Annotated in this window: 19 protein-coding genes; 8 read left to right on the forward strand and 11 right to left on the reverse strand. The window is 63.7% G+C overall.

Features of this window, described 5'->3' with window-relative positions; all coding sequences use genetic code 11:
• Positions 1-10 precede the first annotated feature (10 nt).
• From ACFPFW_RS08855 to ACFPFW_RS08865, 3 genes are all read left to right on the forward strand, one after another.
• Complete coding sequence (locus ACFPFW_RS08855; protein WP_114957613.1) at positions 11-2,191, forward strand: malate synthase G; 2,181 nt, start codon at positions 11-13, stop codon at positions 2,189-2,191.
• Positions 2,192-2,303: 112 nt separating this feature from the next.
• A complete protein-coding gene (locus ACFPFW_RS08860) occupies positions 2,304-3,233 on the forward strand; it encodes an alpha/beta fold hydrolase (protein ID WP_114957614.1) in 930 nt (309 codons plus the stop codon).
• Positions 3,230-4,813, forward strand: a complete 1,584-nt coding sequence (locus ACFPFW_RS08865) for a rhodanese-like domain-containing protein (protein ID WP_114957615.1) — start codon at positions 3,230-3,232, stop codon at positions 4,811-4,813. Before ACFPFW_RS08860 ends, ACFPFW_RS08865 begins: the two co-directional genes overlap by 4 nt.
• Before the next feature lie 70 nt (positions 4,814-4,883).
• On the opposite strand, the gene ACFPFW_RS08870 is transcribed toward ACFPFW_RS08865, so the two are convergent.
• The 3 genes from ACFPFW_RS08870 to ACFPFW_RS08880 form a co-directional block, all read right to left on the reverse strand.
• Positions 4,884-6,443 carry a tripartite tricarboxylate transporter permease gene (locus tag ACFPFW_RS08870; protein ID WP_114957616.1) on the reverse strand — a complete coding sequence of 520 codons (1,560 nt, stop codon included), beginning with the start codon at positions 6,441-6,443 and terminating at the stop codon, positions 4,884-4,886.
• A 9-nt stretch (positions 6,444-6,452) separates the two neighbouring features.
• Positions 6,453-6,950 (reverse strand): tripartite tricarboxylate transporter TctB family protein, encoded by a 498-nt coding sequence (locus ACFPFW_RS08875; protein ID WP_114957617.1) that lies wholly within the window; start codon positions 6,948-6,950, stop codon positions 6,453-6,455.
• A 70-nt stretch (positions 6,951-7,020) separates the two neighbouring features.
• The gene (locus ACFPFW_RS08880; protein ID WP_114957657.1) at positions 7,021-8,019 is read right to left on the reverse strand and encodes a Bug family tripartite tricarboxylate transporter substrate binding protein; all 999 of its coding nucleotides are present in this window, start codon (positions 8,017-8,019) and stop codon (positions 7,021-7,023) included.
• A 319-nt stretch (positions 8,020-8,338) separates the two neighbouring features.
• Here ACFPFW_RS08880 and ACFPFW_RS08885 point away from each other — a divergent pair, with 319 nt between their 5' ends.
• Entirely contained in the window at positions 8,339-9,037 is a 699-nt protein-coding gene (locus ACFPFW_RS08885; RefSeq protein ID WP_379770341.1) for an FCD domain-containing protein, read from the forward strand.
• Here ACFPFW_RS08885 and ACFPFW_RS08890 read toward each other — a convergent pair.
• Positions 9,034-10,062 carry a PdxA family dehydrogenase gene (locus tag ACFPFW_RS08890; protein WP_114957618.1) on the reverse strand — a complete coding sequence of 343 codons (1,029 nt, stop codon included), beginning with the start codon at positions 10,060-10,062 and terminating at the stop codon, positions 9,034-9,036. The two genes, ACFPFW_RS08885 and ACFPFW_RS08890, sit on opposite strands and share 4 nt — an antisense overlap.
• Positions 10,063-10,085: 23 nt before the next feature.
• Complete coding sequence (locus tag ACFPFW_RS08895; RefSeq protein ID WP_114957619.1) at positions 10,086-10,754, reverse strand: FCD domain-containing protein; 669 nt, start codon at positions 10,752-10,754, stop codon at positions 10,086-10,088.
• Positions 10,755-11,043: 289 nt separating this feature from the next.
• Here ACFPFW_RS08895 and ACFPFW_RS08900 point away from each other — a divergent pair, with 289 nt between their 5' ends.
• From ACFPFW_RS08900 to ACFPFW_RS08915, 4 genes are all read left to right on the forward strand, one after another.
• Positions 11,044-12,138, forward strand: a complete 1,095-nt coding sequence (locus tag ACFPFW_RS08900) for a tartrate dehydrogenase (RefSeq protein WP_114957620.1) — start codon at positions 11,044-11,046, stop codon at positions 12,136-12,138.
• A 65-nt stretch (positions 12,139-12,203) separates the two neighbouring features.
• On the forward strand, positions 12,204-13,616 hold the full coding sequence (locus ACFPFW_RS08905) for an MmgE/PrpD family protein (RefSeq protein WP_114957621.1): 1,413 nt from the start codon (positions 12,204-12,206) through the stop codon (positions 13,614-13,616).
• A gap of 13 nt (positions 13,617-13,629) precedes the next feature.
• Positions 13,630-14,727 (forward strand): AbrB family transcriptional regulator, encoded by a 1,098-nt coding sequence (locus ACFPFW_RS08910; protein WP_379770346.1) that lies wholly within the window; start codon positions 13,630-13,632, stop codon positions 14,725-14,727.
• Positions 14,728-14,750: 23 nt separating this feature from the next.
• Positions 14,751-15,836 carry a tartrate dehydrogenase gene (locus ACFPFW_RS08915; protein WP_114957622.1) on the forward strand — a complete coding sequence of 362 codons (1,086 nt, stop codon included), beginning with the start codon at positions 14,751-14,753 and terminating at the stop codon, positions 15,834-15,836.
• A gap of 58 nt (positions 15,837-15,894) precedes the next feature.
• Here ACFPFW_RS08915 and ACFPFW_RS08920 read toward each other — a convergent pair whose 3' ends face one another.
• From ACFPFW_RS08920 to ACFPFW_RS08945, 6 genes are all read right to left on the reverse strand, one after another.
• Positions 15,895-16,092 carry a hypothetical protein gene (locus tag ACFPFW_RS08920; protein ID WP_114957623.1) on the reverse strand — a complete coding sequence of 66 codons (198 nt, stop codon included), beginning with the start codon at positions 16,090-16,092 and terminating at the stop codon, positions 15,895-15,897.
• A 109-nt stretch (positions 16,093-16,201) separates the two neighbouring features.
• Positions 16,202-16,978 (reverse strand): enoyl-CoA hydratase/isomerase family protein, encoded by a 777-nt coding sequence (locus tag ACFPFW_RS08925; RefSeq protein WP_114957624.1) that lies wholly within the window; start codon positions 16,976-16,978, stop codon positions 16,202-16,204.
• Between the two features lie 31 nt (positions 16,979-17,009).
• Positions 17,010-17,753 (reverse strand): SDR family NAD(P)-dependent oxidoreductase, encoded by a 744-nt coding sequence (locus ACFPFW_RS08930; protein WP_114957625.1) that lies wholly within the window; start codon positions 17,751-17,753, stop codon positions 17,010-17,012.
• On the reverse strand, positions 17,753-19,138 hold the full coding sequence (locus ACFPFW_RS08935; RefSeq protein WP_114957626.1) for an MmgE/PrpD family protein: 1,386 nt from the start codon (positions 19,136-19,138) through the stop codon (positions 17,753-17,755). The genes ACFPFW_RS08930 and ACFPFW_RS08935 overlap by 1 nt, the downstream gene beginning before the upstream one ends.
• Positions 19,135-20,640, reverse strand: coding sequence for a tripartite tricarboxylate transporter permease (locus ACFPFW_RS08940; RefSeq protein WP_114957627.1), 1,506 nt, complete (start codon positions 20,638-20,640; stop codon positions 19,135-19,137). Before ACFPFW_RS08940 ends, ACFPFW_RS08935 begins: the two co-directional genes overlap by 4 nt.
• An 8-nt stretch (positions 20,641-20,648) precedes the next feature.
• Complete coding sequence (locus ACFPFW_RS08945) at positions 20,649-21,143, reverse strand: tripartite tricarboxylate transporter TctB family protein (protein WP_114957628.1); 495 nt, start codon at positions 21,141-21,143, stop codon at positions 20,649-20,651.
• Between the last annotated feature and the right edge of the window lies 1 nt (position 21,144).

Here is a 21,144-nt window from a genome sequence, read left to right on the forward strand (position 1 = left end):
GGAGATAGGGATGGAAACGTTTGCAGAACTGAAACCGGATGCTTCGGCTCGCATCACCGTCGACCCGTTGTTGGCTGCCTTCATCGAGAACGAGGTCATACCGGGCACCGGTGTCGATCCAGGGCGCTTCTGGTCGGGGCTCGATGCATTGATCGCCGAGTTCGAGCCCCGAAATCGTGCTTTGCTGCGAGAACGGGATCGGCTTCAGGCGGAAATCGACGCCTGGCACGTCGCGCGCCGGGGCGAGGCATTCGACCTCGCGGCATATCGCCGGTTCCTAGAAAAGATCGGCTATCTCGGGTCGGAACCTCCGCATTTCGAGGTCGACGTGCAGGGTGTCGACGCGGAGGTGGCCAAACTTAATGGCCCTCAGCTCGTCGTGCCGGTCACGAGCGCGCGTTACGCGCTCAACGCGGCCAATGCGAGATGGGGAAGCCTCTACGACGCCCTCTACGGCACCGATGCGCTTCTTCCGAAGGCCGATAGCGCGGGGCATGAACTCGACACGTCGCGCGCGACTTTGGTTATCGACCACGTCAAGGGCCTGCTCGACCGCTGGATTCCGTTGGCCGACGGCAGCCATTCCGACGTGGTCTCCTACCGGATCGCGGGTGGCGCGCTCGAATGCCGGCTTTCGAACGGGGAGGCGAGGGGGCTGCTGGACGCGGCGGCGTTCGTCGGACATCGCGGCCCGGAGGAACGTCCGGAACACGTGTACATCAAGCACCATGGTCTGCATATCGATCTGGCGTTCGACCCAGACACGCCGAGCGGGCGCCTGGACCCCGCGGGCATGTCCGATGTCGTGCTGGAAGCGGCGTTGACGACGATCGTCGACTTCGAGGACAGCGTCGCCACGGTCGATGTGCAGGACAAGATCCCGGCATATCGGGACTGGCTTGGCCTGATGAAGGGCACACTTCGCGCGGCGGTGCGCAAGGGTGGCGGCGAAATCGAGCGCCGCCTGGCGGACGACCGGAGCATGATCGGAACCGACGGACGGGAGACTTCCCTTCCTGGCAGAAGCCTGCTGCTGGTTCGCAATGTCGGGCAGCACGTAAAGACCGACATGGTGTTGACGAAGGATGGGGACCCGGTCTCGGAGGCATTCATCGACGCCGCTGTGACGACCCTGATCGGCCTGCACGATCTGCGCGGCGAGCATCGTGGCCTGAACAGCCGTGCGGGTTCGATCTACGTCGTGAAACCGAAGATGCATGGCGCGGACGAGGTCCAGCTCGCGGTCGATCTATTCGCCCGGCTCGAGGAGATCTACGGACTGTCGTCGAATACGATCAAGATCGGCATCATGGACGAGGAAAGGCGGATGAGCGCCAATCTGCGGGCGGCGCTCAACGTCGCCCGCCATCGGGTGTTCTTCATCAACACCGGTTTCCTCGATCGAACGGGAGACGAGATCCACACCGCCATGGAGGCGGGACCGGTCGTCCCCAAAACGACGATGAAATCCCAGCCGTGGCTTCGAGCTTATGAAGAGCGGAACGTTGTGACTGGTCTGAACGCCGGTCTCGACCGCAAGGGACAGATCGGGAAGGGGATGTGGACCGCGACGGACCGCATGGCGGACATGATCGCACAGAAGGGTGCCCAGCTGAGAGCCGGCGCGAGCACCGCCTGGGTTCCGTCGCCGACCGCGGCCGTTCTGCACGCGATTCACTACCACGGCATCGATGTGCGTGATGTGCAGTCCGGCTTGAGGTCAGCTCCGTTGCCTCCGGTGACCGAACTGCTGACACCCTCGCTCGCCGACCCTGACAGGCTGACCGAAGCGGTGGTGAGAAGCGAGCTGGACAACAACGTGCAGAGCCTCCTCGGCTATGTCGTCCGCTGGATCGATCAGGGGGTCGGCTGTTCGAAGGTGCCGGACATCAACGGCATCGATCTGATGGAAGACCGCGCGACGCTTCGCATATCGAGCCAGCACATCGCGAATTGGCTGCTGCACGGCGTGATATCCGCCGCCCAGGTCGACGAAAGCCTTCGCCGCATGGCCGTCCTCGTCGATCGGCAGAATGCCGAAGACACGGCGTATATCCCGATGAGCCCGGGTTTTGACGGCATAGCGTTCCGAACGGCGCGCGATTTGATCTTCGATGCCCGGACCCAGCCGAATGGCTATACGGAGTTTCTTCTGGCCGCTGGACGTGCAGGACGGAAAAAGTTGGGGTGAGCCCGGTCAGGGCGGGATGGGTGCCGACCACGGACAAGATCGTATCTGCTGCCCCAAAACTGTCGACAGTTTTCACTTCGCACGCTAACCTCCAGGAAACGGGAGGAGAGCAATGCTGCAGGATCTGGAAGTTCCGGAGCTCGTGAGGTCGAAGACGCTGATGGAAGGGTTCGAGCGTCGCCGTATCAAGACGCGCGGCGCCGAGATCAACGTCGCGATCGCCGGTAACGGGCCGCCGCTTCTCCTGATCCACGGCAATCCCCTGACGCTCGTCAGCTGGCACAAGATCGCGCCGTCGCTGGCCCGTGATTTCACGGTCGTTGCCATCGACATGCGGGGCTATGGCGACAGTTCGAAGCCCGACGGCGGCGAGGACCATTCCGGCTATTCGTTCCGCGCCATCGGCGAGGATGCGTTCGAGGTGATGGACGCGCTCGGCTTCGACAAGTTTTCCGTCGCCGGCCATGACCGTGGCGCCCGTGTCGGCTTCCGCATGGCGCTCGATCGTCCGGATCGCATCGTCCGCTATTCGGCGCTCGACATCGTCCCGACCCATCACGTGCTGAACAACATCACGCTTGGCTGGGCGTCGGAGAGCTACCACTGGTTCTTCATGGCGCAGAAGGCGCCGTTCCCGGAAAATCTGCTCGGCGCCGACCTCGATTATTACATGCGCTACAAGCTCAACAAGAAAGGCGTCGGGCTCGAGATATTCACCCCCGAAGCGATGGAAGAATATGTCCGCTGCGCGACCCGCGAGCAGATCCACGCCGTCTGCGAAGACTACCGCGCGACGATCACCGTGGACCTCGCGATGGACACCGCTGATTACGGCAGGAAGACCATTGCCTGTCCGACGCTCGTCCTTTGGGGCGACAACAGCCATTGCGGCCGCCATTTCAAGGTGATGAAGGCGTGGTCGGAATGGGCCGATGACCTGACCGGCTTCTCGATCCCGACGGGCCATTACCCGGCAGAGCATCGTCCCGATCTCGTCTATGCCGCGTTCTACCGGTTCTTCCGCGGCGAACGTTTGGGATGACGGTTCGACAGATGTCGCCGGAAGCGGCGAAGGCGCTGCTTCACTACGGCTGCGAAGTCGCACTGCTGGATGTACGGGAGGCCGCCGCCTATGGCGACGGTCATGCGCTGTTCGCCGTGCATTGTCCGTACAGCCGGCTTGAGACAACGGCCGTCGCGCTTGTCCCTCGGGCCGACGTGCCGATCCTGCTCCTCGACGACGGGGACGATCTTTCCGACCGCGCGGCGGAACGCCTCCTGTCGTGCGGCTACCGGGATGTCCGCGTCGTCGAGGGCGGGATGAAATCCTGGGCGAGGGCCGGCTTCGGGGTGTTCGCCGGCGTCAATGTGCCGAGCAAGACGCTCGGCGAATTGCTGGAGCACGCCTGGCATCCGCGGACGATCGACGCCAGGACATTGCGCCAATGGCAGGACGAGGGCAGGGCGCTCAAGTTCTTCGATGCTCGGCCGCCAGCCGAATACGGCAAGATGAAGATCCCGGGCGCCCGCTGCCTGCCCAATGGCGAACTGGCGCATCGTTTCGCGCATGCGGTGGGTGACGACGAGACGCCCGTCGTCATCACCTGTGCCGGCCGCACGCGCGGCATTGTCGGCGCTCTCGGCTTGGCCGCGCTGGGCATCGGCAATCCGGTCTATGCGCTCGAGAATGGAACACAGGGGTGGGCGCTCGAAGGGCTTCCGCTCGATCGCGGCACAAAGCCCGACCCGTTTCCGGACCTGACCGAAGGCGAGCGGTGTATCAGCATCCGCCGCGCCCGCGATCTCGTGCGGCGAACCGGACTGTCGAAACTGTCGAGCGAGCGCGCGACGCGGCTGGCCACGGAACCGGGTCGGACCACTTATCTGTTCGACCTCCGGACGGCGGAGGAACGCGCCGAGCGGCCATGCCCGGGCGCCGTGCCGGTCCTCGCCGGCCAGATCGTTCAGGCGACCGATCAATATGTCGGCGTCCGCCATGCCCGGCTGATCTTCGTCTGCGACACCGGACTACGGTCCGGGCTTTCGGCGCTTTTCCTCCGCGCGCTGGGTTACGAGACCCATGTGCTGGCGCTCGACGAGGAGGTCGAACTCCCGCAAGTGCCGGCACGTGTCTTCGCTCTGCCGGAGACGCCTCCGGAATTGTCGCCGACGCGGGCTTTCGCAGCCTTGGCGAGGACGGGCGTGGTCCTCGTCGACGTCCGCCCCTCGCAGGACTGGGATGCGGGCCATCTGCAGGGCGCGATGTGGGCGGTGCGTCCGAAGCTTGCCGATGCACTCCCCGCCGGGACCGGGCTCGTCATCCTCCACACGCCCGATCCGGGGGTCGCGGCCGCCGCGAGCCAGGATATCGCTGAGGCCGGTATCGACGTGCGCTGGCTCGCGGCCGGGCTCGACGCATGCGCGCAGGCGGGCTGGAGCGTGGTGCGCGACGCGCCTTTGTCACGCAAGGCGGCTATCGATCGCGTCTGGTTCGTCCACGACCGGCATGATGGCAATCGGGAGGCCTCGCTCCAATACCTCTCGTGGGAGATGGGGCTGATCGCGCAGCTCGACCCGCAGGAGCGTGCCGAATTCGCCGAGATCGAGAGATTGCGCCCGTAAAGTGCTGGGGGTGCAAATGAAACGGGCGGAGCTTTGCGGCTCCGCCCGTTTCTGTTTCTGCCTTTGCCGATCAGTGCTTGCCGGCTGTCGCGAGTTCCTCGCGGTGGAGCGCCTGCATGGCGGCTTCCTCTTCCGCTTCCTGCTTGGCCTGCTTGCGCTTGCCCCAGGCAGTCATCGCCAAGGACAGCAACATGATGCCGACAATCGCCATCGCGCCCGGCCGCTGCAGGATGTAAAGCGGATTGCCGGCGCTGAGCTGGTAGGAGCGCAGGAACTCGGTCTCGAGCATGCGTCCGAGCAGGATGCCGACCACGACTGCCGCCACCGGGTACTCATACCGAACGAGCGCAAAGCCGATCAGCGAGAAGATGAACAGCGTGATCGGGCCGCTCGGCGAGCCGTCGACCGCGTAAGTGCCGAGCGTCGCGATGACCAGGATCGCCGGCAGGATGTAGCGGGTGCGGACCTTCACCACGTTGCTGGCGACGTAGATGAAGCCGATGCCGACAACGAGGAGCACGATCGCCTGGACGATATTGTTCAGGATGATCGCGTAGACCATCGGCTTCTGCGTCTCGATGAAGCTCGGGCCCGGCACGATGTTGTGCATCATGAAGGCCGCGAGCAGGATCGCGGTCGCGCCGCCGCCCGGAATGCCGAGCGCCAGCATGGTCGCCATCGAGCCGCCCTCCGCCGAGGCGACCGCGGATTCCGCCGCGATGACGCCTTTCGGATTGCCCTTGCCGAAGCTCGCGCTGTCCTTCGACGTGCGCTTGGTCTCGGCATAGGCGATGAGGTTGCCGACGGACGATCCGACGCCCGGTACCGCGCCGATGATGATGCCGATGATCGAACCGCGGATGAGCACGCCGGGATACTTCATTGTACCCCAGCAGCCCGCGAGGATCTTCTTCACGCTGACCGAGCGCGCTTCCTCGGCGTCGAGGATGTAGTCCTTGCCGGCAAGCGTCAGGAGCTGGCCGGCGGCGAGGAGGCCGATCATCGCCGGGATCGGTGAGATGCCGTCGAGCAGGACCGGCAGGCCCATCGTGCCGCGGATGAAGCCGGCGGTGTTCATGCCGACCGTGCCGAGCAGCACGCCGAACGCCGCCGCGAGCAGACCGCGCGTCACGTATTTCGAACCGAGCGAACCCAGCAGCAGCATGCCCCAGATCGCCACCGCGAACATCTCGACCGGCCCGATCTTCAGCACGATGCCGGCGAGCGGCTCGACGACGAAGAGCAGCAGCACATAGCCGAGAATGCCGCAGATCGTGGAGGCGAAGAGCGCGTAGCCCAGCGCCTCGTTGTGCTGACCCTTCTTCGACATGGCGTAGCCGTCGAACGTGGTCGCGTACGAGGACGGCGAGCCCGGAATGTTCATCAGGATCGCCGGGACCGAGCCGCCGAAGCCCGCGCCGGTATAGACCGAGGTCAGGAAGACGATCGCCGAGAAGAAATCCATGTAGAGCGACATCGGCAGCACAATCGCCATCGCCATGGTGATCGAGACGCCGGGAACGGCGCTGAAGACGAGGCCGACGATCAGGCCGGGAACGATCCAGCCCCAGGATCCCGCCGATGTGGCCATGATGCCGAGGGCATCATAAAAGGCCGGAAAGTCGATCATCGAGCGCTCCTACAGAATCGCAGTGAACATCGGGTAGGGCATCAGCGCCCGGAACCCGTAGATCGCGACGACGGCGACGGCCGCCGAGAACGCGATGATGTGCAGCGGTCGCCTCTCTCCGCAGACCAGCATGGTGGCGGCGGCGAACAGGAAGATCGCGATATCGAAACCAATGACGTTGAGCGCGAAGACGAAGACGCCCAGTGCCGCTCCGAGCGTGAGCATCTTGATGACCTGAACCCTGTCGGTCGGCAGCTTCGGAGCGAGGGGGTCGTATTCCTCTTCCTTTTCCTCGACGACCTTGTCGGCCCGCACGAAGAGCTGCGGAATGATGAGGACGACCATTGCCAGGGCGAAGATCGCAACCGGCTGGATCAAGAGCAGATTGTTGATGCTGGTCGAAACGCCGCGGGCATCGAACAGATACCAGATGATCGCCGCGGCGATCAGACTGACGAACAGGACATGTCCGCCGTCGACCCGGTATTCGTTTCCTCTGAAACGCATGTGACTCTCCCGGTGATAGATGGCGGGAGCCGGAGGCGCGAATGGCCTCCGGCTCCCTGCCGTTGTCGTCTCAGGACTTCAGGAGGTCGACGTACCTGGCCATCTTGGCGGCGTTGTCGAGGAACGCCTTGTTGGACGCCTCGGGGCCATACCAGGTCGTGGCGAGGTCCTGCAGTTTCAGGGCTTCGACCGCCTTCGGATCCTGGCTCGCCTTGCTGACCGCGTTCTCGATCGTCTTGTAGACGTCCGGCGCCTCGGCCTTGAGCTTGGCCGAAACCGCCCAGCCGCGCTGCGAACCTTCGACCATGTCGGTCTTGATCCCGCTGGCGCTGATCAGCGGAGCCTCGGGGAACCAGCTCACCGTCTCGGCAGCATAGATCGCGAGCGGCTTGATCTTGGTCTTCAGCGGGATGAAGCCCTCGCCGCCGACGAAGCCGACATCGACCTGCGCGCCGGCCGTGGCGTTGCGGGCCGGGCCACCGCCATCATAGGTGACGACGCGAAGCTTGGTCGGATCGATGCCAACGGCCTGCATTGTCAGCACCATGTTGGCGTAGTCCGCCGAGGCCGGCTGGACGCCGATCGACAGGCTCGACGGGTCCTTCTTCAGCATGTCGATGACCTGCTTGAAGTCCTTGATCGAGCTGTCGGACGACGTTGCCGCGAGCGTATAGTCGCGCGACGGCAGGTTGATCATCCAGAAGTCCTCGTTCTTGTACGGGGCCTGCTGCAGGAGAACCGTCAGCGGGATGTACGGCGAGGCCGAGGTGCAAAGGATCGTGTAGCCGTCGTTCGGCTGCTGGAGAGCATAGGTGTGGCCGAGCTGCGTGCCGGCGCCCGGCTTGTTGATGATCACCAGCGGCTGGCCGAGCTCCTTCTCGAGGTAAGGAGCGAATGCGCGCGACAGGCGGTCATTGTAGCCGCCCGTGGCAAAGGGAACGATGACATTGATCGGGCGCGTCGGATAACTTGCCGCCCGCACGATACCAGGCATTGCGAGCGAACCGCCCGCGACGAGACCGCCGGCGGCGGTCAGCTTCAACGCTTCGCGTCGTGTAAATTGCTTCATGGCCTTTCCTCCCAGCCGGTTCCAATTTTTGGCTTCTGCGGCCGTCAGCATTGTTTGCTGATCAGCGGCCATTTTCGCGGACCGACAGACGGAAGGTTCGTACTGCTCGCGTCAACTGTCAACAGATTTGACGGTCCATTGGTCGTAGATTTGCGAGTTATGTAGCGGAGGATCGCTGCGGCGGGGCGAAGCGAAAAAAGCGCCTTGTCGACAATCGACAGGACGTTCGGTATTTGCCCGTTGAAACCGCAGTCGGTTTCTGTGTCACTCAATCACGCGCAAGTTACCGCGTGGCGCGATCTTCTTTCCGGAGTACCTCGTGAATCATCCGACCGACGCCGCTGGCACGGTTTCCCCCTTTCTGAGCGATCTCGACATCGTCAAAACGGCGTCGCTGACGACCGTTCTGGAAAAGGAAATAGAGCGGCTGATTCTGACCGGCGAACTCGAGCCCGGGATCCGGATCAACGAGATCCATCTCTCGAACCGGTTCGGCACGAGCCGTGGCCCGTTGCGCGAAGCGACGCGCAGCCTCGAGGCGAAGGGCCTCGTCGAAGTGATCCGCAATCGCGGCGTCTTCGTACGTCGCCTGTCGGTCGAGGATGCTATCGAGATCTATGACATCCGTGCCGCTCTGTTCGGCCAGGCCGGACGTCTCGTCGCCGAGCGGATGGACGACAAGCTGCTCGGAGAATTGACGAGGCTCGTCAACAGGATGGACGAGATAGCAGAGACCGGGGATGTTGACGCCTACTACCCGATCAATCTGGCATTCCATAACCTGATCGTCACGTCGTGCGGCAACCGCACGCTTGCGGCCGAGTATCAGCGCTTCGTCAACAAGTTGCACCTGTTCCGGACCCGCGCCCTGGTGCAGTCCGGCGGCCTGAAGATATCCAACACCGAGCATCGCGGAATGCTCGAGGCACTCGCGTCGGGTGATGGGGATCGGGCTCAACTCGCTCATTGGCGTCACGTCTCGCTCGCTAAGAAGCGCGTGCTCGCGGCATCGACCTAGGCCGCGCGCGCACGCTCCTCGATCTTCCGGGATGCGATGCGGGCGGCGAGCTTGACCGCGGCCTCGTAAGCGCCCGTGTCCGCGATGCCTTTGCCGACGATGTCGAAGGCGGTGCCGTGCGCGGGTGTCGTGAAGACGGTTTCGAGGCCGGCCGTGATCGTCACGCCCTTGTTGAAGCCCTTGAGCTTCGTCGCGATCTGGCCCTGGTCGTGATACATCGCGAGCACGCTGTCGTAGTGCCCGGCAAACGCCTTCAGATAGACAGTGTCGGACGGGAAGGGGCCTTCGCAGAGGATCCCCTCGCGCTGCATCGCCTCGATCGCCGGGCGGATGATGTCGATCTCCTCGGTGCCGAAAAGGCCGCCTTCGCCCGCATGCGGATTGAGGGCCGCGACCGCGATCCGCGGCTTCTCGATGCCGGCCTTGCGCAGGGTGTCGTCGGCCAGGCGAAGGGCGCGCGAGATCGATTCGATGCTGATCTGTTCGAGCGCGGAGCGCAGCGAGACGTGCGACGTCACCCGCGTCATCCACTGACCTTCGAGCACGTTCATCTCGCTGAACGGACCGGTGTGATTGAGGAAATGGGCGAACATCTTGTGTTCGTCCGGGAAGTGCCAGCCGCCCTTGAACATCGCCTGCTTGTTGAGCGGCGCGAAGGTCACGGCGTCGATTTCGCCGGCCTTTGCGAAGTCCACGGCGCGGGACAGTGTCTCCCCGGTCAGGCGGCCGGATTCGGGGCTCAGTTCTCCGAGCTTGAACTGGCTTGGGTCGGTGTTGCCGAGATCGATGACCGGCACCCGCGGGTCGTTCCAGTCGACCGCGGATACCGACGCATACACGACGTAATCGACCGTCACGCCGGCATGCTTGGCGCCCATGTCCAGTACGCGCTTGTCGCCGACATAGACGAGGCGGGCGACATGACGGAGCCGGCCGTCATGCAGGATGCGGGCGGTCTGTTCGGGGCCGATTCCGGTGCAGTCGCCAGGAAGGATCGCGACGACGGGGAGCGATTGAGCGGCCATGTTTCCTCACCTGTCTTTGTTGTTTACGCGCTCGTTTGATCGAGCGTCCGGATGAAGCGGGCTTTGCCCGCCAGGATATGTCGTTCCATCAGCCGCCCGGCGACCGTCGTATCGGCGGTGCGAAGAGCATCCACGATCGCGCGATGCTCGTCGTTCGAGACACGCATCGAGCCTGGCAGGATGAGGCCGCGGCGGCGGAAGAGGTGCAGTTCGGCTTCGAGCGTCGGATAGAGCTCGATCAGCTTGGCGTTATCGGACGCCTCGACGAGCAAAAGGTGGAATTCGTTGTTCAGCGGATAGAATGCCGCGATGTCGGAGGCCGTGATCGCCTTGTCCATCTCGGCGATCAGCGCATCGAGTCCGTTCAACTGATGCGTGGTGATGATGCTCGCGGCCAGACGGCCAGCGAGGCCGAACAGGCCGGCGCGCGTGTCGTAGATGTCGAGCGCCTGCTTGGTCGAAATCTCTCGGACGAAGAAGCCGCGATTCAGTTCACTCCGAAGCAGGCCGAGTTGCTCGAGCGTCCGGCATGCCTCACGGATCGGGCCGCGGCTGACCCCGAGCTTCAGCGCCAGCGTGCTTTCATTGATGCGCGTTCCGCCGGTCAGCTCTCCGGAGCCGATCATCCGCTCGATCTCGCGCTGGACGACCGGCACGAAGCTCGCGGTGCGGGGATTGCGGTTGGCGGTCATTCAAGGGCTCCGACGTCCTTTCAATCTGACACAGCGCTTCACACTGTCAACACATATAAGTCGCTCATTGATGACCGGCCATCTCAGATCAGGCCCTATAGCACGCTCGCTCGCACAGGGAGAACGCTCTAATAGGAGGTCCAGAAGGATATCGGAATAATGACGGCATGGCGATTTATAGTGTTGACAGTTTGTGTGCTCGCGGACCAATCTGCATCTGCCCGGCGCGACAAGTTCCGTCGGTCGAAAGGCGCCTGTCAGAGCGCCGGAGTACGCCTGGGAGGACAGCATGAAAAAGTATTCGGTCGCGGCTATTCCGGGCGACGGCATCGGCAATGAGGTGGTGCCGGAAGGGCAGAAGGTGATGGAAGCCGCGGCGCGTCTCGGGGGCTTCTCATTCGACTGGACCCATTACGACTGGAGCTGCGAGCGCTTCGCCAAGACCGGCGCGATGATGCCGGAAGACGGCCTCGACCAGATCCGCAACAAGGACGCGATCTATCTCGGCGCCGTCGGCTTTCCCGGCGTTCCGGATCACGTCTCGCTCTGGGGGCTCCTGATCCCGATCCGCCGCGGCTTCCATCAGTATGTGAACCTGCGGCCGGTGAAGCTGCTCAAGGGCATCGAGAGCCCTCTGAAAGGTCGTGAAGCCGGATCGATCGATTTCTACGTCGTCCGCGAAAACAATGAGGGCGAGTATTCGTCGATCGGTGGCCGGCTCTATGATGGCAGCCCGGACGAACTCGTCATGCAGCAGTCGATCTTCACACGGCGCGGCTGCGACCGGGTCATGCGCTATGCCTTCGAGCTGGCCAAAACCCGCAAGAAGCACGTCACCTCAGCCACCAAGTCGAACGGCATCAGCCACACGATGCCGTACTGGGACGAGCGCTTCGCCGCGATCTCGACGGAATATCCGGGCTTCAAGACCGACCAGTTCCACATCGATATCTTGACCGCGCATTTCGTGCGCAATCCGGACTGGTTCGACGTCGTCGTCGCCTCGAATCTATTCGGCGACATTCTGTCCGACCTCGGTCCTGCCGTTGTTGGTTCGATCGGTATCGCGGCTGGCGCCAACATCAATCCGGAAAAGGACTACCCGTCGATGTTCGAGCCGGTCCACGGCTCGGCGCCCGACATCGCCGGCAAGGGCCTGGCCGATCCGATCGGCCAGATCTGGTCCGGCGCGATGATGCTTCGCCATCTCGGCGAGGAGGCCGCCGCCCGCGCGGTCGAGGATGCGATCGCCGATGTTCTCGCACGCGGCGAGGCATTGACGCCCGATCTCGGCGGAAAGGCGAACACCCGCGAGCTCGCCGACGCCATCACGGCCGCTCTGCCGGCCCACTTCAAGGCCGACAAATTCGCCGCCGTGTCCTGATGGACGCGGGCGGGCGCCGGCCAATAGCGCCGGCCAACCAAAACAACAGACAGGAAGGAGACGCGATGAACGCCCATACCAACGCCGTCAGCGAGGATCTGACCCGCTACGTCGCCGACTTCGTCGTCTCGACCCGCGACGTGCCGAAGGACGTCGCGGATCTCGGGAAGAAGTCGATCCTCGACGGCCTCGGCCTCGCGCTCTCAGGCTCGGTCGCGAAGAGCGGCGAACTTGTCCGCAAGCATCTCGACGAGATCGGCCTTGCCCCAGGCAAGTCGACCGTCATCGGTTCGGACCGCAAGGTCGCCAGCCGCTTCGCCGCCTTCGCCAATGGTGTCGGCATCCACGCTGACGATTACGACGATACGCAGCTCGCCGTCGCGCCGGATCGCGTCTACGGCCTGCTGACTCACCCCACAGCGCCGGCCCTTCCGTCCGCATTGGCGGTCGGTGAGGCGCGAGGCGCTTCCGGTCGCGACGTGATGCTCGCCTATCACATCGGCGTCGAAGTGGAGTGCAAGATCGCCGAGGCGATCAATCCGCGCCACTACCAGACCGGCTTCCACGCGACCGCGACTTGCGGAACCTTCGCCTCGGCATCGGCCGCTTCGAAACTGATGGGTCTCGATGTCGAGACCACCCTCCGCGCACTGTCGATCGCCGGCAGCCAGTCGGCGGGTCTGCGTGAGAACTTCGGGACGATGACGAAACCGTTCCACGCCGGCCGTTCGTCGGAGAGCGGCGTCGCCGCCGCGCAGTTCGCCGATATCGGCTGGACCGCCGCGCCGACCATTCTGGAAGCACCGCGCGGCTTCTTCAGCGCCGCCGGTGGTGGCTATGATCGCGGCGCGATTCACGGTCGTCTTGGCGCGCCGTGGACCTTCGCCTCGCCGGGCGTCTCCATCAAGCCGCATCCGTCGGGCTCGCTGACTCACCCCGGCATGACCGAGATGCTGAAGCTGATCCGTGTCAACAAGATCACCGCGGACCAGGTGAAGCGTGTCCGCGTCGGCACCAATCACAACATGCCGAACGCGCTCATCCATCACAGGCCGACCAACGAGCTCCAGGCCAAGTTCTCGATGGAGTTCTGCATGGCGATCCTCCTCCTGGAGGGCCGAGCGGGTCTGAACGAATTCACCGACGAAGTGGTTCTTCGCCCCGATGTGAAAGCGATGATCGAGAAGGTCGATTTCGTCGTCGACGACGAGGCGGAGGCGGCCGGCTACCACAAGATGACGACGATCATCGACATCGACCTGACCGATGGCCGCCGCATCTCCGGCCGCGCCGATTTCGGCAAGGGCAGCCCGGCCGATCCGATGACCTACGAGGAAGTGGCCGACAAATTCCGTGAATGCGCGGAGTTCGCCCGCTGGCCGTCGGCCAAGGCCGAAGACGTCGTGGCAATGGTCCGTGATCTTGAGGAGCTTCCGAACATTGACCGCCTCATGGGAGCCCTCGCAAAAGGCGCCTGAGGACGAGGTCGCTGTGGCCTCGCTCAAACACAAGGCAGCCAAGCTGATGAGCTGGATCGGGGCGCGCTGGCTGGCGCGCCTCGTCCTCACCCTCGTCATTGGCCTGATCGGCGCGTTCGCCGCCAGTTCGATCCATATGCCGCTGGCGTGGATGCTGGGGCCGTTCCTGTTCTGCGCCGCCGCGTCTCTGAGCGGTCTCCCGCTCAAGAGCGTCCCGCACGGCCGCGAAGTCGCGCAGTCGATCGTCGGCCTCGCCATTGGCCTGCGCTTCACCGCGCCGGTCCTCGCCGCGACCGCAACCCTGCTGCCGGCCATGGCGCTGACGACCATGTTCGTCATGATCGTCACGACCGTCGGCGCCTTCCTGATCATGCCGATCGGTCGGCTCGATCCGAAGACGGCGTTCTTCTCCACCGCCGCCGCCGGCATGGCCGACATGGCGACGATCGCTGTTCAGCGCGGCGGCGATCCGAACGCGGTGTCGGTCGTCCACGCCATCCGCGTCTCGATGGTGGTTCTCTCGGTACCCCTTTTGCTGTTCGCATTCGGCGAACAGGGCACATCTGTTCACAACCATGTTCACATGCGCGAGGACGTGCTCTCGATCCTGATCGCGATCGGTCTCGCCTATATCGCGGCGCGCATCCTCAACCTGACACACTTTCCGAACCCATGGCTGATCGGCGGCTGCGTTCTGGGTGGGATTTTAGCCGGAACCGACCTTCTGCTGGTCGGCATTCCGCGCCCGTTGATGCTGATCTGCCAGCTCGTTATCGGCGTTTCCTTAGGTGTCAGATTCGAACGGGACCTGATCCTGAAACTGCCCCGCGTCGTCGCGGCAGCTTTGGTGATCACTTTCTACATGATCGTCGCTACCGCCTTGGGCGCGATGCTGCTCTCCTGGGGCACCGGACTGCCCTACGGAACGAGCTTCCTCTCGATCGCTCCGGCCGCCGTGACCGAAATGGTGCTGACCGCCCAGGCCATGCATCTCGACGCCGAAATCGTCACTGCCTTCCACGTCATGCGCATCGCTTTGATCGAGGCCACGATTCTCATCGTGTTCGCGATCTTCACACGCATCCACACCTGGCGCGGCGGGGCCATCTGAAGAAGAAAAAGGAAGGGGAGGTCATGAAGACTTACAAGATCGCGGTCATTCCGGCTGACGGCATCGGAACCGAGGTCATCAATCCGGGCTGCGAGGTGCTCGAAACCATCGCCCGCGCGGACGGTGGTTTCCGCTTCGAATTCACCCATTTCGACTGGGGCTCGGACTACTACCGTAAGCACGGGGTGATGATGCCGGCTGACGGCGTCGATCAAGTTCGGGGCTTCGATGCTATCTATTTCGGCGCGGTGGGTGACCCGAAAATCCCTGATGCAATAACGCTCTGGGGCCTTCGCCTCGCGATCTGCCAGGGCATTGACCAATACGCCAATGTCCGTCCGACGCGGCTCCTGCCGGGCCTGAAGAGCCCCCTGCGCGCCGACCTCGCCAAGGATGTCGACTGGGTCATCGTCCGCGAGAATTCGGAAGGCGAATATGCCGGCGCCGGTGGCCGCGCCCACAGGGGCCTGCCGATCGAGGTCGGTCTCGACGTCTCGATCTTCACCCGCACCGGCATCGAGCGGATCTGCCGCTTCGCCTGTGATCTCGCCCGTTCGCGCCCGCGCAAGAAGCTGACGATCGTCACCAAGTCGAATGCCCAGCGGCACGGAATGGTGTTCTGGGACGAGGTCTGCCGCGGAGTGATCAAGGACTATCCGGACCTCGATATCGACTGGATGCTCGTCGACGCGATGACGACGCGCATGGTGCTGAAGCCCGGTACGATCGACACGGTGCTGGCGAGCAACCTGCACGCCGACGTCCTGTCCGATCTCGCATCGGCGGTCGCTGGCAGCTTGGGTATCGGTGCGACGGCCAATCTCGATCCAAGCCGTGCCGGCCCGTCCATGTTCGAGCCGATCCACGGCTCGGCCTTCGACATCACCGGGAAGGGAATCGCAAACCCGATCGGCGCGTTCTGGACTGCTGCGATGATGCTCGAGCATCTCGGCCAGAAGGACGCGGGGGACCGGCTGATGCGGGCGATCGAGGAAGTGACGGCGCGCGGCAATGTCCTGCCGCCGGATCTCGGCGGCAATGCCGGCACCCGTCAGGTAACTGACGCGGTGCTCGCCAGCCTCGAAAGCATGGCGACCGCAGCCGAGTGAACAAACGAAAAGGGACGCGCCGTGGCACGTCCCTTTTTCAAAAGCCCTGAACGTTAGGTCAGCGGACCGCGTCGAAAGCGTTCTCGTCGATGCCGAGAACCTTCAGGTCTTCCGCTTCCGGACGACGATGAGCACTTAGCGCATTGGATACACGAATAGCGGCGCCGAACGATTCAAAGAAGCTCGCGATGGCACCGAGGAAATCGAACGAACCGCCATTGGTCACACGGGCGGTCATCACTGCAGCGTTCGACATCTGATCCTCCTTAAGGTCAGCGCTTCTTACCTTTGCCTATTGTTGACAGGTAGGAGGCGAGACGTATGGGAGGGTTGCAGTGCGCGCGCGACTGCGACGGAGCGATGCGTTACCGGCCAGTCCAGCGAGGGGGGCGTTTCGCCAGAAAGGCTTCCACGCCTTCACGAAAATCCTCGCTGAGATAGCACATCAGATTGATCTCCACTGCGAGGGCCGAGGAGATGTCCGGACCAATGGCGCCCAGTGCTTTCTTGGCGGCTCGCAGCGTGAGCGGCGCGTGCGCAGCCACCTGGCGGGCGATTTCCATTCCCCGCTGCAAGAGTTGATCGGGCTCGGTGACCTCAATCACGAGGCCGATCGCCTTGGCTTCCTCGGCGCCCATGAGGCGCGCTGTGAAGATCAGATCCTTCAGCTTGGCTGGACCCAACAGGGCTGCGAAGCGAGCGTAATTCTGCAGTGAGAGAGTGTTGCCAAGCGTACGCGCGATCGGCATGCCGAACTTCAGGTCGCTGGCCGCGATCCTCAAATCGCAGCACGCGGCGATGCCCGCGCCGCCGCCTGTGCATGAGCCGGGAATGAGCGCGATCGTCGGCACCGGACAATTCTCGATTGCCGTCAGCACGCGGCCGATCCGCGCCTCATAGGCAAGCGCGTCTTCCGCGGTCGTGACATTGCGGAACTGCGCGATGTCGGTCCCGGACGCGAATGCCTTGCGGCCCGCGCCCGTCAGCACGACGAGGCGCAAATTCGGGTCGCTGGCCGCTGCGTCGCAGATCTCGGCGAGACGATCGTACATTTCGAACGTCATCGCGTTCCGGCTCTCCGGCCGGTTGAAGGTCACGACGGCGATGCCGTTCTGCACCTCGTGCAACAGGTCTTCGTTCACCCGATCCTCCGTCCCGTCCGGGCGAGGATTATCACGGAAGGTAGATTCCGCCGTTCACGTGGATCGTCTGGCCGGTGATGTATTGTCCGCCCGGGCCGGCGAGATGCACGACCATCGCCGTCACATCCTCCGGCGAGCCTTGCATGCCGAGCGGGGAGTTGTGGCCGGAATGATGGGTCGGGTTCGGCGCGCCGGTCTTCTCACGGTTGGTGTCGATGCGGCCGGGCGCGACGAGGTTCACCGTGATGTGCCGTGGCGCGAGCTCCATCGCCAGTGCCTTGGTCAGGCCGACAAGGCCGGCCTTTGCCGCGACGACATGGGCGCGGTTGGATGCGCCTGTATGCGCGCTCAGTCCGCCCATGCTGATGATGCGTCCCCCGTCAGGCATCATCGACGCTGCCGCCTGCGAGCAGAAGAATGAGGCATCGAGGATGCTCGACATCACGATCCGCCATTCGGCGGCCGAGATGTTGGCGAGCGGCGTCTCGCGGCGCACCGCAGCGTTGTTGACGAGGATGTCGAGCTTGCCGTGCTTGTCCTTGATCTCGGCGAACAGGCCCTTCACTTGTGATGCCTCGCCGAGATCGGCCATGATCACGTCGGCGCTGCCGCCGGCGGACCTGATGTCGGCCGCGACCGCCTCGACGTCTTCGCGCGATCTCCGTGCATTGACGACGATATGGGCGCCCTGGGCCGCAAGCCCCAAAGCGATCGCGCGGCCGATATTGCGCGCCGAGCCGGTGACCAGCGCGACCTTGCCTTGCAGAGTTCCCATCACGCCGTCCGGAGGCCGGTGTAGCTGGACAGATCCGGCTGTTTGAACAGTTCGGTGCTTGCCGTCTTCAGGCGGCCCGCGACGCTCTTGTCGAAGCCGCCGTAAAGGACGTTGCCGACGAACTTCGCCTCGAACTCCTCTGGCGGAAGCGGATCGTGGGCGCCACCGCGCATGTTCTCACGGCGGACCTCATGGACTGTGCCGTCCTTCAATGTCGCACGGATGTGGCCGGTGTAGCGGGTCGGGTAGGGATTGTCGGGATCGACGACGTAGGAGACCTTCTGTGCCAGCGCGAGGATTTCCGGATCGCGCACCATCTCCTCGCTGAATTCGGCCAGGCCGGCGGCGTTCTTCAAGAAGCCAACCGAGACGCAATAGGGCGAGCTGAACTTGGCCGCGTAAGAGGTCGGCGGATTGCGCTTGTCCTCCAGCTTCTCCCATAGACGATGCACCGTGCCTTCGCCGACCTCGCAGACCATCGACACGACGTCGTCGGCCTTGACGCCGCGCCGCGACAACTCGATGGCGCAGTCGACATAGGGCTGGGTCATGGTTCCGCAGGCATATTGCTTGAAGGCGATCGTCGTCAGCAGCCATTGATCGCCGAGGCCGTCGAGCAGCTTGCTGAAGTCCGGCGTCTTGCTCGGCGCGAAGCCGTGGAAGAAGCCATGCTCGCCTTCCAGCACGAAGACAGGGCCCATGAAGCCGCCCTTTCCGAGCAGCGCCGCGCGGATACCCGACTGTGCCGCCCAGCCGGCATGCATGCGCTTCGTCCAACTGCCGTCCTTCAGGTATTCGATGATGCCCGACGACATCGAACCGGCGATGCCGAGCGTTGAGGTCAGCTGTTCGCGGTTGAGCCCGAGCGCCGCGCCGACGCCGGCTGCCGCCGCCAGAGTGCCGATGACCGCGGTCGGATGGAAACCAGCTTTGTGGATCGCGCGAGGTGCCACCAGGCTGAGGCGGCAGAGAAGCTCGATGCCGACTGCGCAGCCGAGCAGTGCGTCCTGGCCCGAGCGGCCGAAGCGCTCGCAGGCGGCGAGCACGGCCGGCATCACGACCGCGCTTGAGTGAACCGGACCGCCCTCGAACGTGTCGTCGAAGTCCTCGCCATGCGCCGCCGTGCCGTTGATCAGAGCGGCGCTGTACATGTCGTATCGCTGGGCATGGCCGAGCGCGGTGCATGAGCCGGGCTCGGCGGCGGTCAACGTCGCCTGCACATAGTCCGTATTCCGCGCCGCAAGGCAGAGGCCGCTGACGTCGAGCAGAAGGCGCTCGCACATATTGACGACGTCTGCCGGAAGCGGCTTCTCCGCCGTGCGGACGATCCAGTCCGCAATCTGAGAGGCGATGCTCATTTGCGCGTGGCTGCTCATGTCGTTCATGCCGAAACTTCCTTGTCCTGCGGGCGCAGCCTGCGATTCCTGAATTCACGGATGAGGGAGCCGGCAAGGAACAAAACCGCCAGCGAGAGGAAGATCACGGAAACCGGATCTTCGATGAAGATGTGATAGTCGCCACCGGAGATCACGAGCGAGCGGCGGTAGTTCGACTCGATCATGTAGCCGAGCACGAGGCCGAGAATTGTCGGCAGCATCGGCATGCCGAAATAGCGCATCCCGTATCCGAGGATGCCCGAGGCGAGGACGAGGCCGAGATCGAATGGACTGTTGTTGATCGAATAAGCGCCGGAGAAGACGAGCGCCGCTATGAAGGCGAAGAGATAAGGCTTAGGCCTGTTCACCAGCCAGATCGACGCCGACAGGGTCATATAGGCGATCGGGATCAGCGCGAGCGAGGCGACCAGGAGGCCAGAGAACATGCCGTAGAGGATGGTCGGGTCGCGATTGAACAGCACCGGGCCGGGGATCAGGCCGTGGATCAGGAAGCCGCCGAGAAGCACGGCCGTCGAATTCGACGCGGGGATGCCGAAGCTCAGCAGCGGGATCAGGCCGACGCCCGCATCGGCATTGTTGGCGCATTCGGGAGCGGCAACGCCTTCCTCGGAGCCCTTGCCGAATTCTTCCGGAGTTTTCGAGAAGCGGCGGGCTTCCGTATAGGCCATGAAGGACGCGACGGTTCCTCCGGCGCCCGGCATGATGCCGGAGAAGATGCCAATGACGGACCCGATCAGATTCGCCTTTGCAGTCTTCAGTTGTACGGCCCAGCTCGGCCATTTCAACTTCGTCGCGCCGCCGCTGATATGCGCCGTCGGCTGACGATTGGCGACCTGTTCGAGCACTTCGCCGACGGCGAACAGACCGACCATGACGAGGATGATAGGCACGCCGGTCAGAAGGTCGGCGTTGCCGTAGGTGAAGCGGCCGACGCCGGTGACCGGGTCGGTGCCGATAGTCGCGATCATCAGGCCGATCAGCGCGCCGATTATGCCCTTGAACAGCATGCCTTCGGACACTGAGACGATGACGCTGAGGCCGAGGATGCCGAGCGCGAAATAGGAGCTGGGCTTGAAGGCAAGGGCCAGTTGCGACAGCGGTGCGGTCAGGAGGATGACGCAGAGGATGCCGACGAAATTACCGATAGAACTAGCCTGCAGCGAGATGCCGAGCGCCTCACCCGCTCTGCCCTGTTTCCGCATCTCGTAGCCGTCGATCATTGTCGCGGCGGATGCGCTCGTTCCCGGAGTCCGAATGAGGATGGCCGGAATCGACCCGCCATATTCAGCGCCAACATAGGTCGAAGTCAGAAGGACCAGTGCCGGGATCGGGTCCATCGTGTAGGTGAATGGCAGAAGCAGAGCCATGGTGATCGACGGCGACAGGCCGGGCGTGGCGCCGCCGAAAATGCCCCAGGTCATGCCGATGACGGCCATCGGTATGATGAGCGTCGTGCCAAGCAGTTCGAAGCTTGTGATGATCGCGTCCATGACGGCCTTCAGATCAGGTCCGCCCAGATGCCGAGTGGCATGTGGACGTCGAGAAGCATGACGAAGATGAGCCAGAACACGACCGCGCCGCCGATCGAGATTGCGGCGAGGCGGATGTCGGGTTTGACGCCCTGGTAGACGCACATCGCGAAGATCAGCAGGGCGACTGACAGGAAGTATCCGGTGGTTTCGAAGAAGAAGATGAACACGGCGCAGATCGCGACCGCCCCGGCCGCCCATGCGAAGGCTGCGAGGGGGTGATCGAACACGCCGCGAGAATCGCCCTCTTCATCGGCCGTGGGGCCGATGCCGGCCCGCAGCACAAGAAGCCGCTGGCCGACATACAGAGCCGACATGATTGCGAGGCCGTAGCCCAGCAGGTGGGGTACGCCGGCGGCGCCAACCGTATCGCCAATGGCGGTTTCCGGAATGGTGGCCGCCGCCGTGAGGTAGGCGAGCGCGATGGCAAACGCGATCACGCCGCAGAGAATGTCCCTGTCCATT

This window comes from Flaviflagellibacter deserti, assembly GCF_042652085.1.
Taxonomy (GTDB): Bacteria; Pseudomonadota; Alphaproteobacteria; order Rhizobiales; family Methylopilaceae; genus Flaviflagellibacter; species Flaviflagellibacter deserti.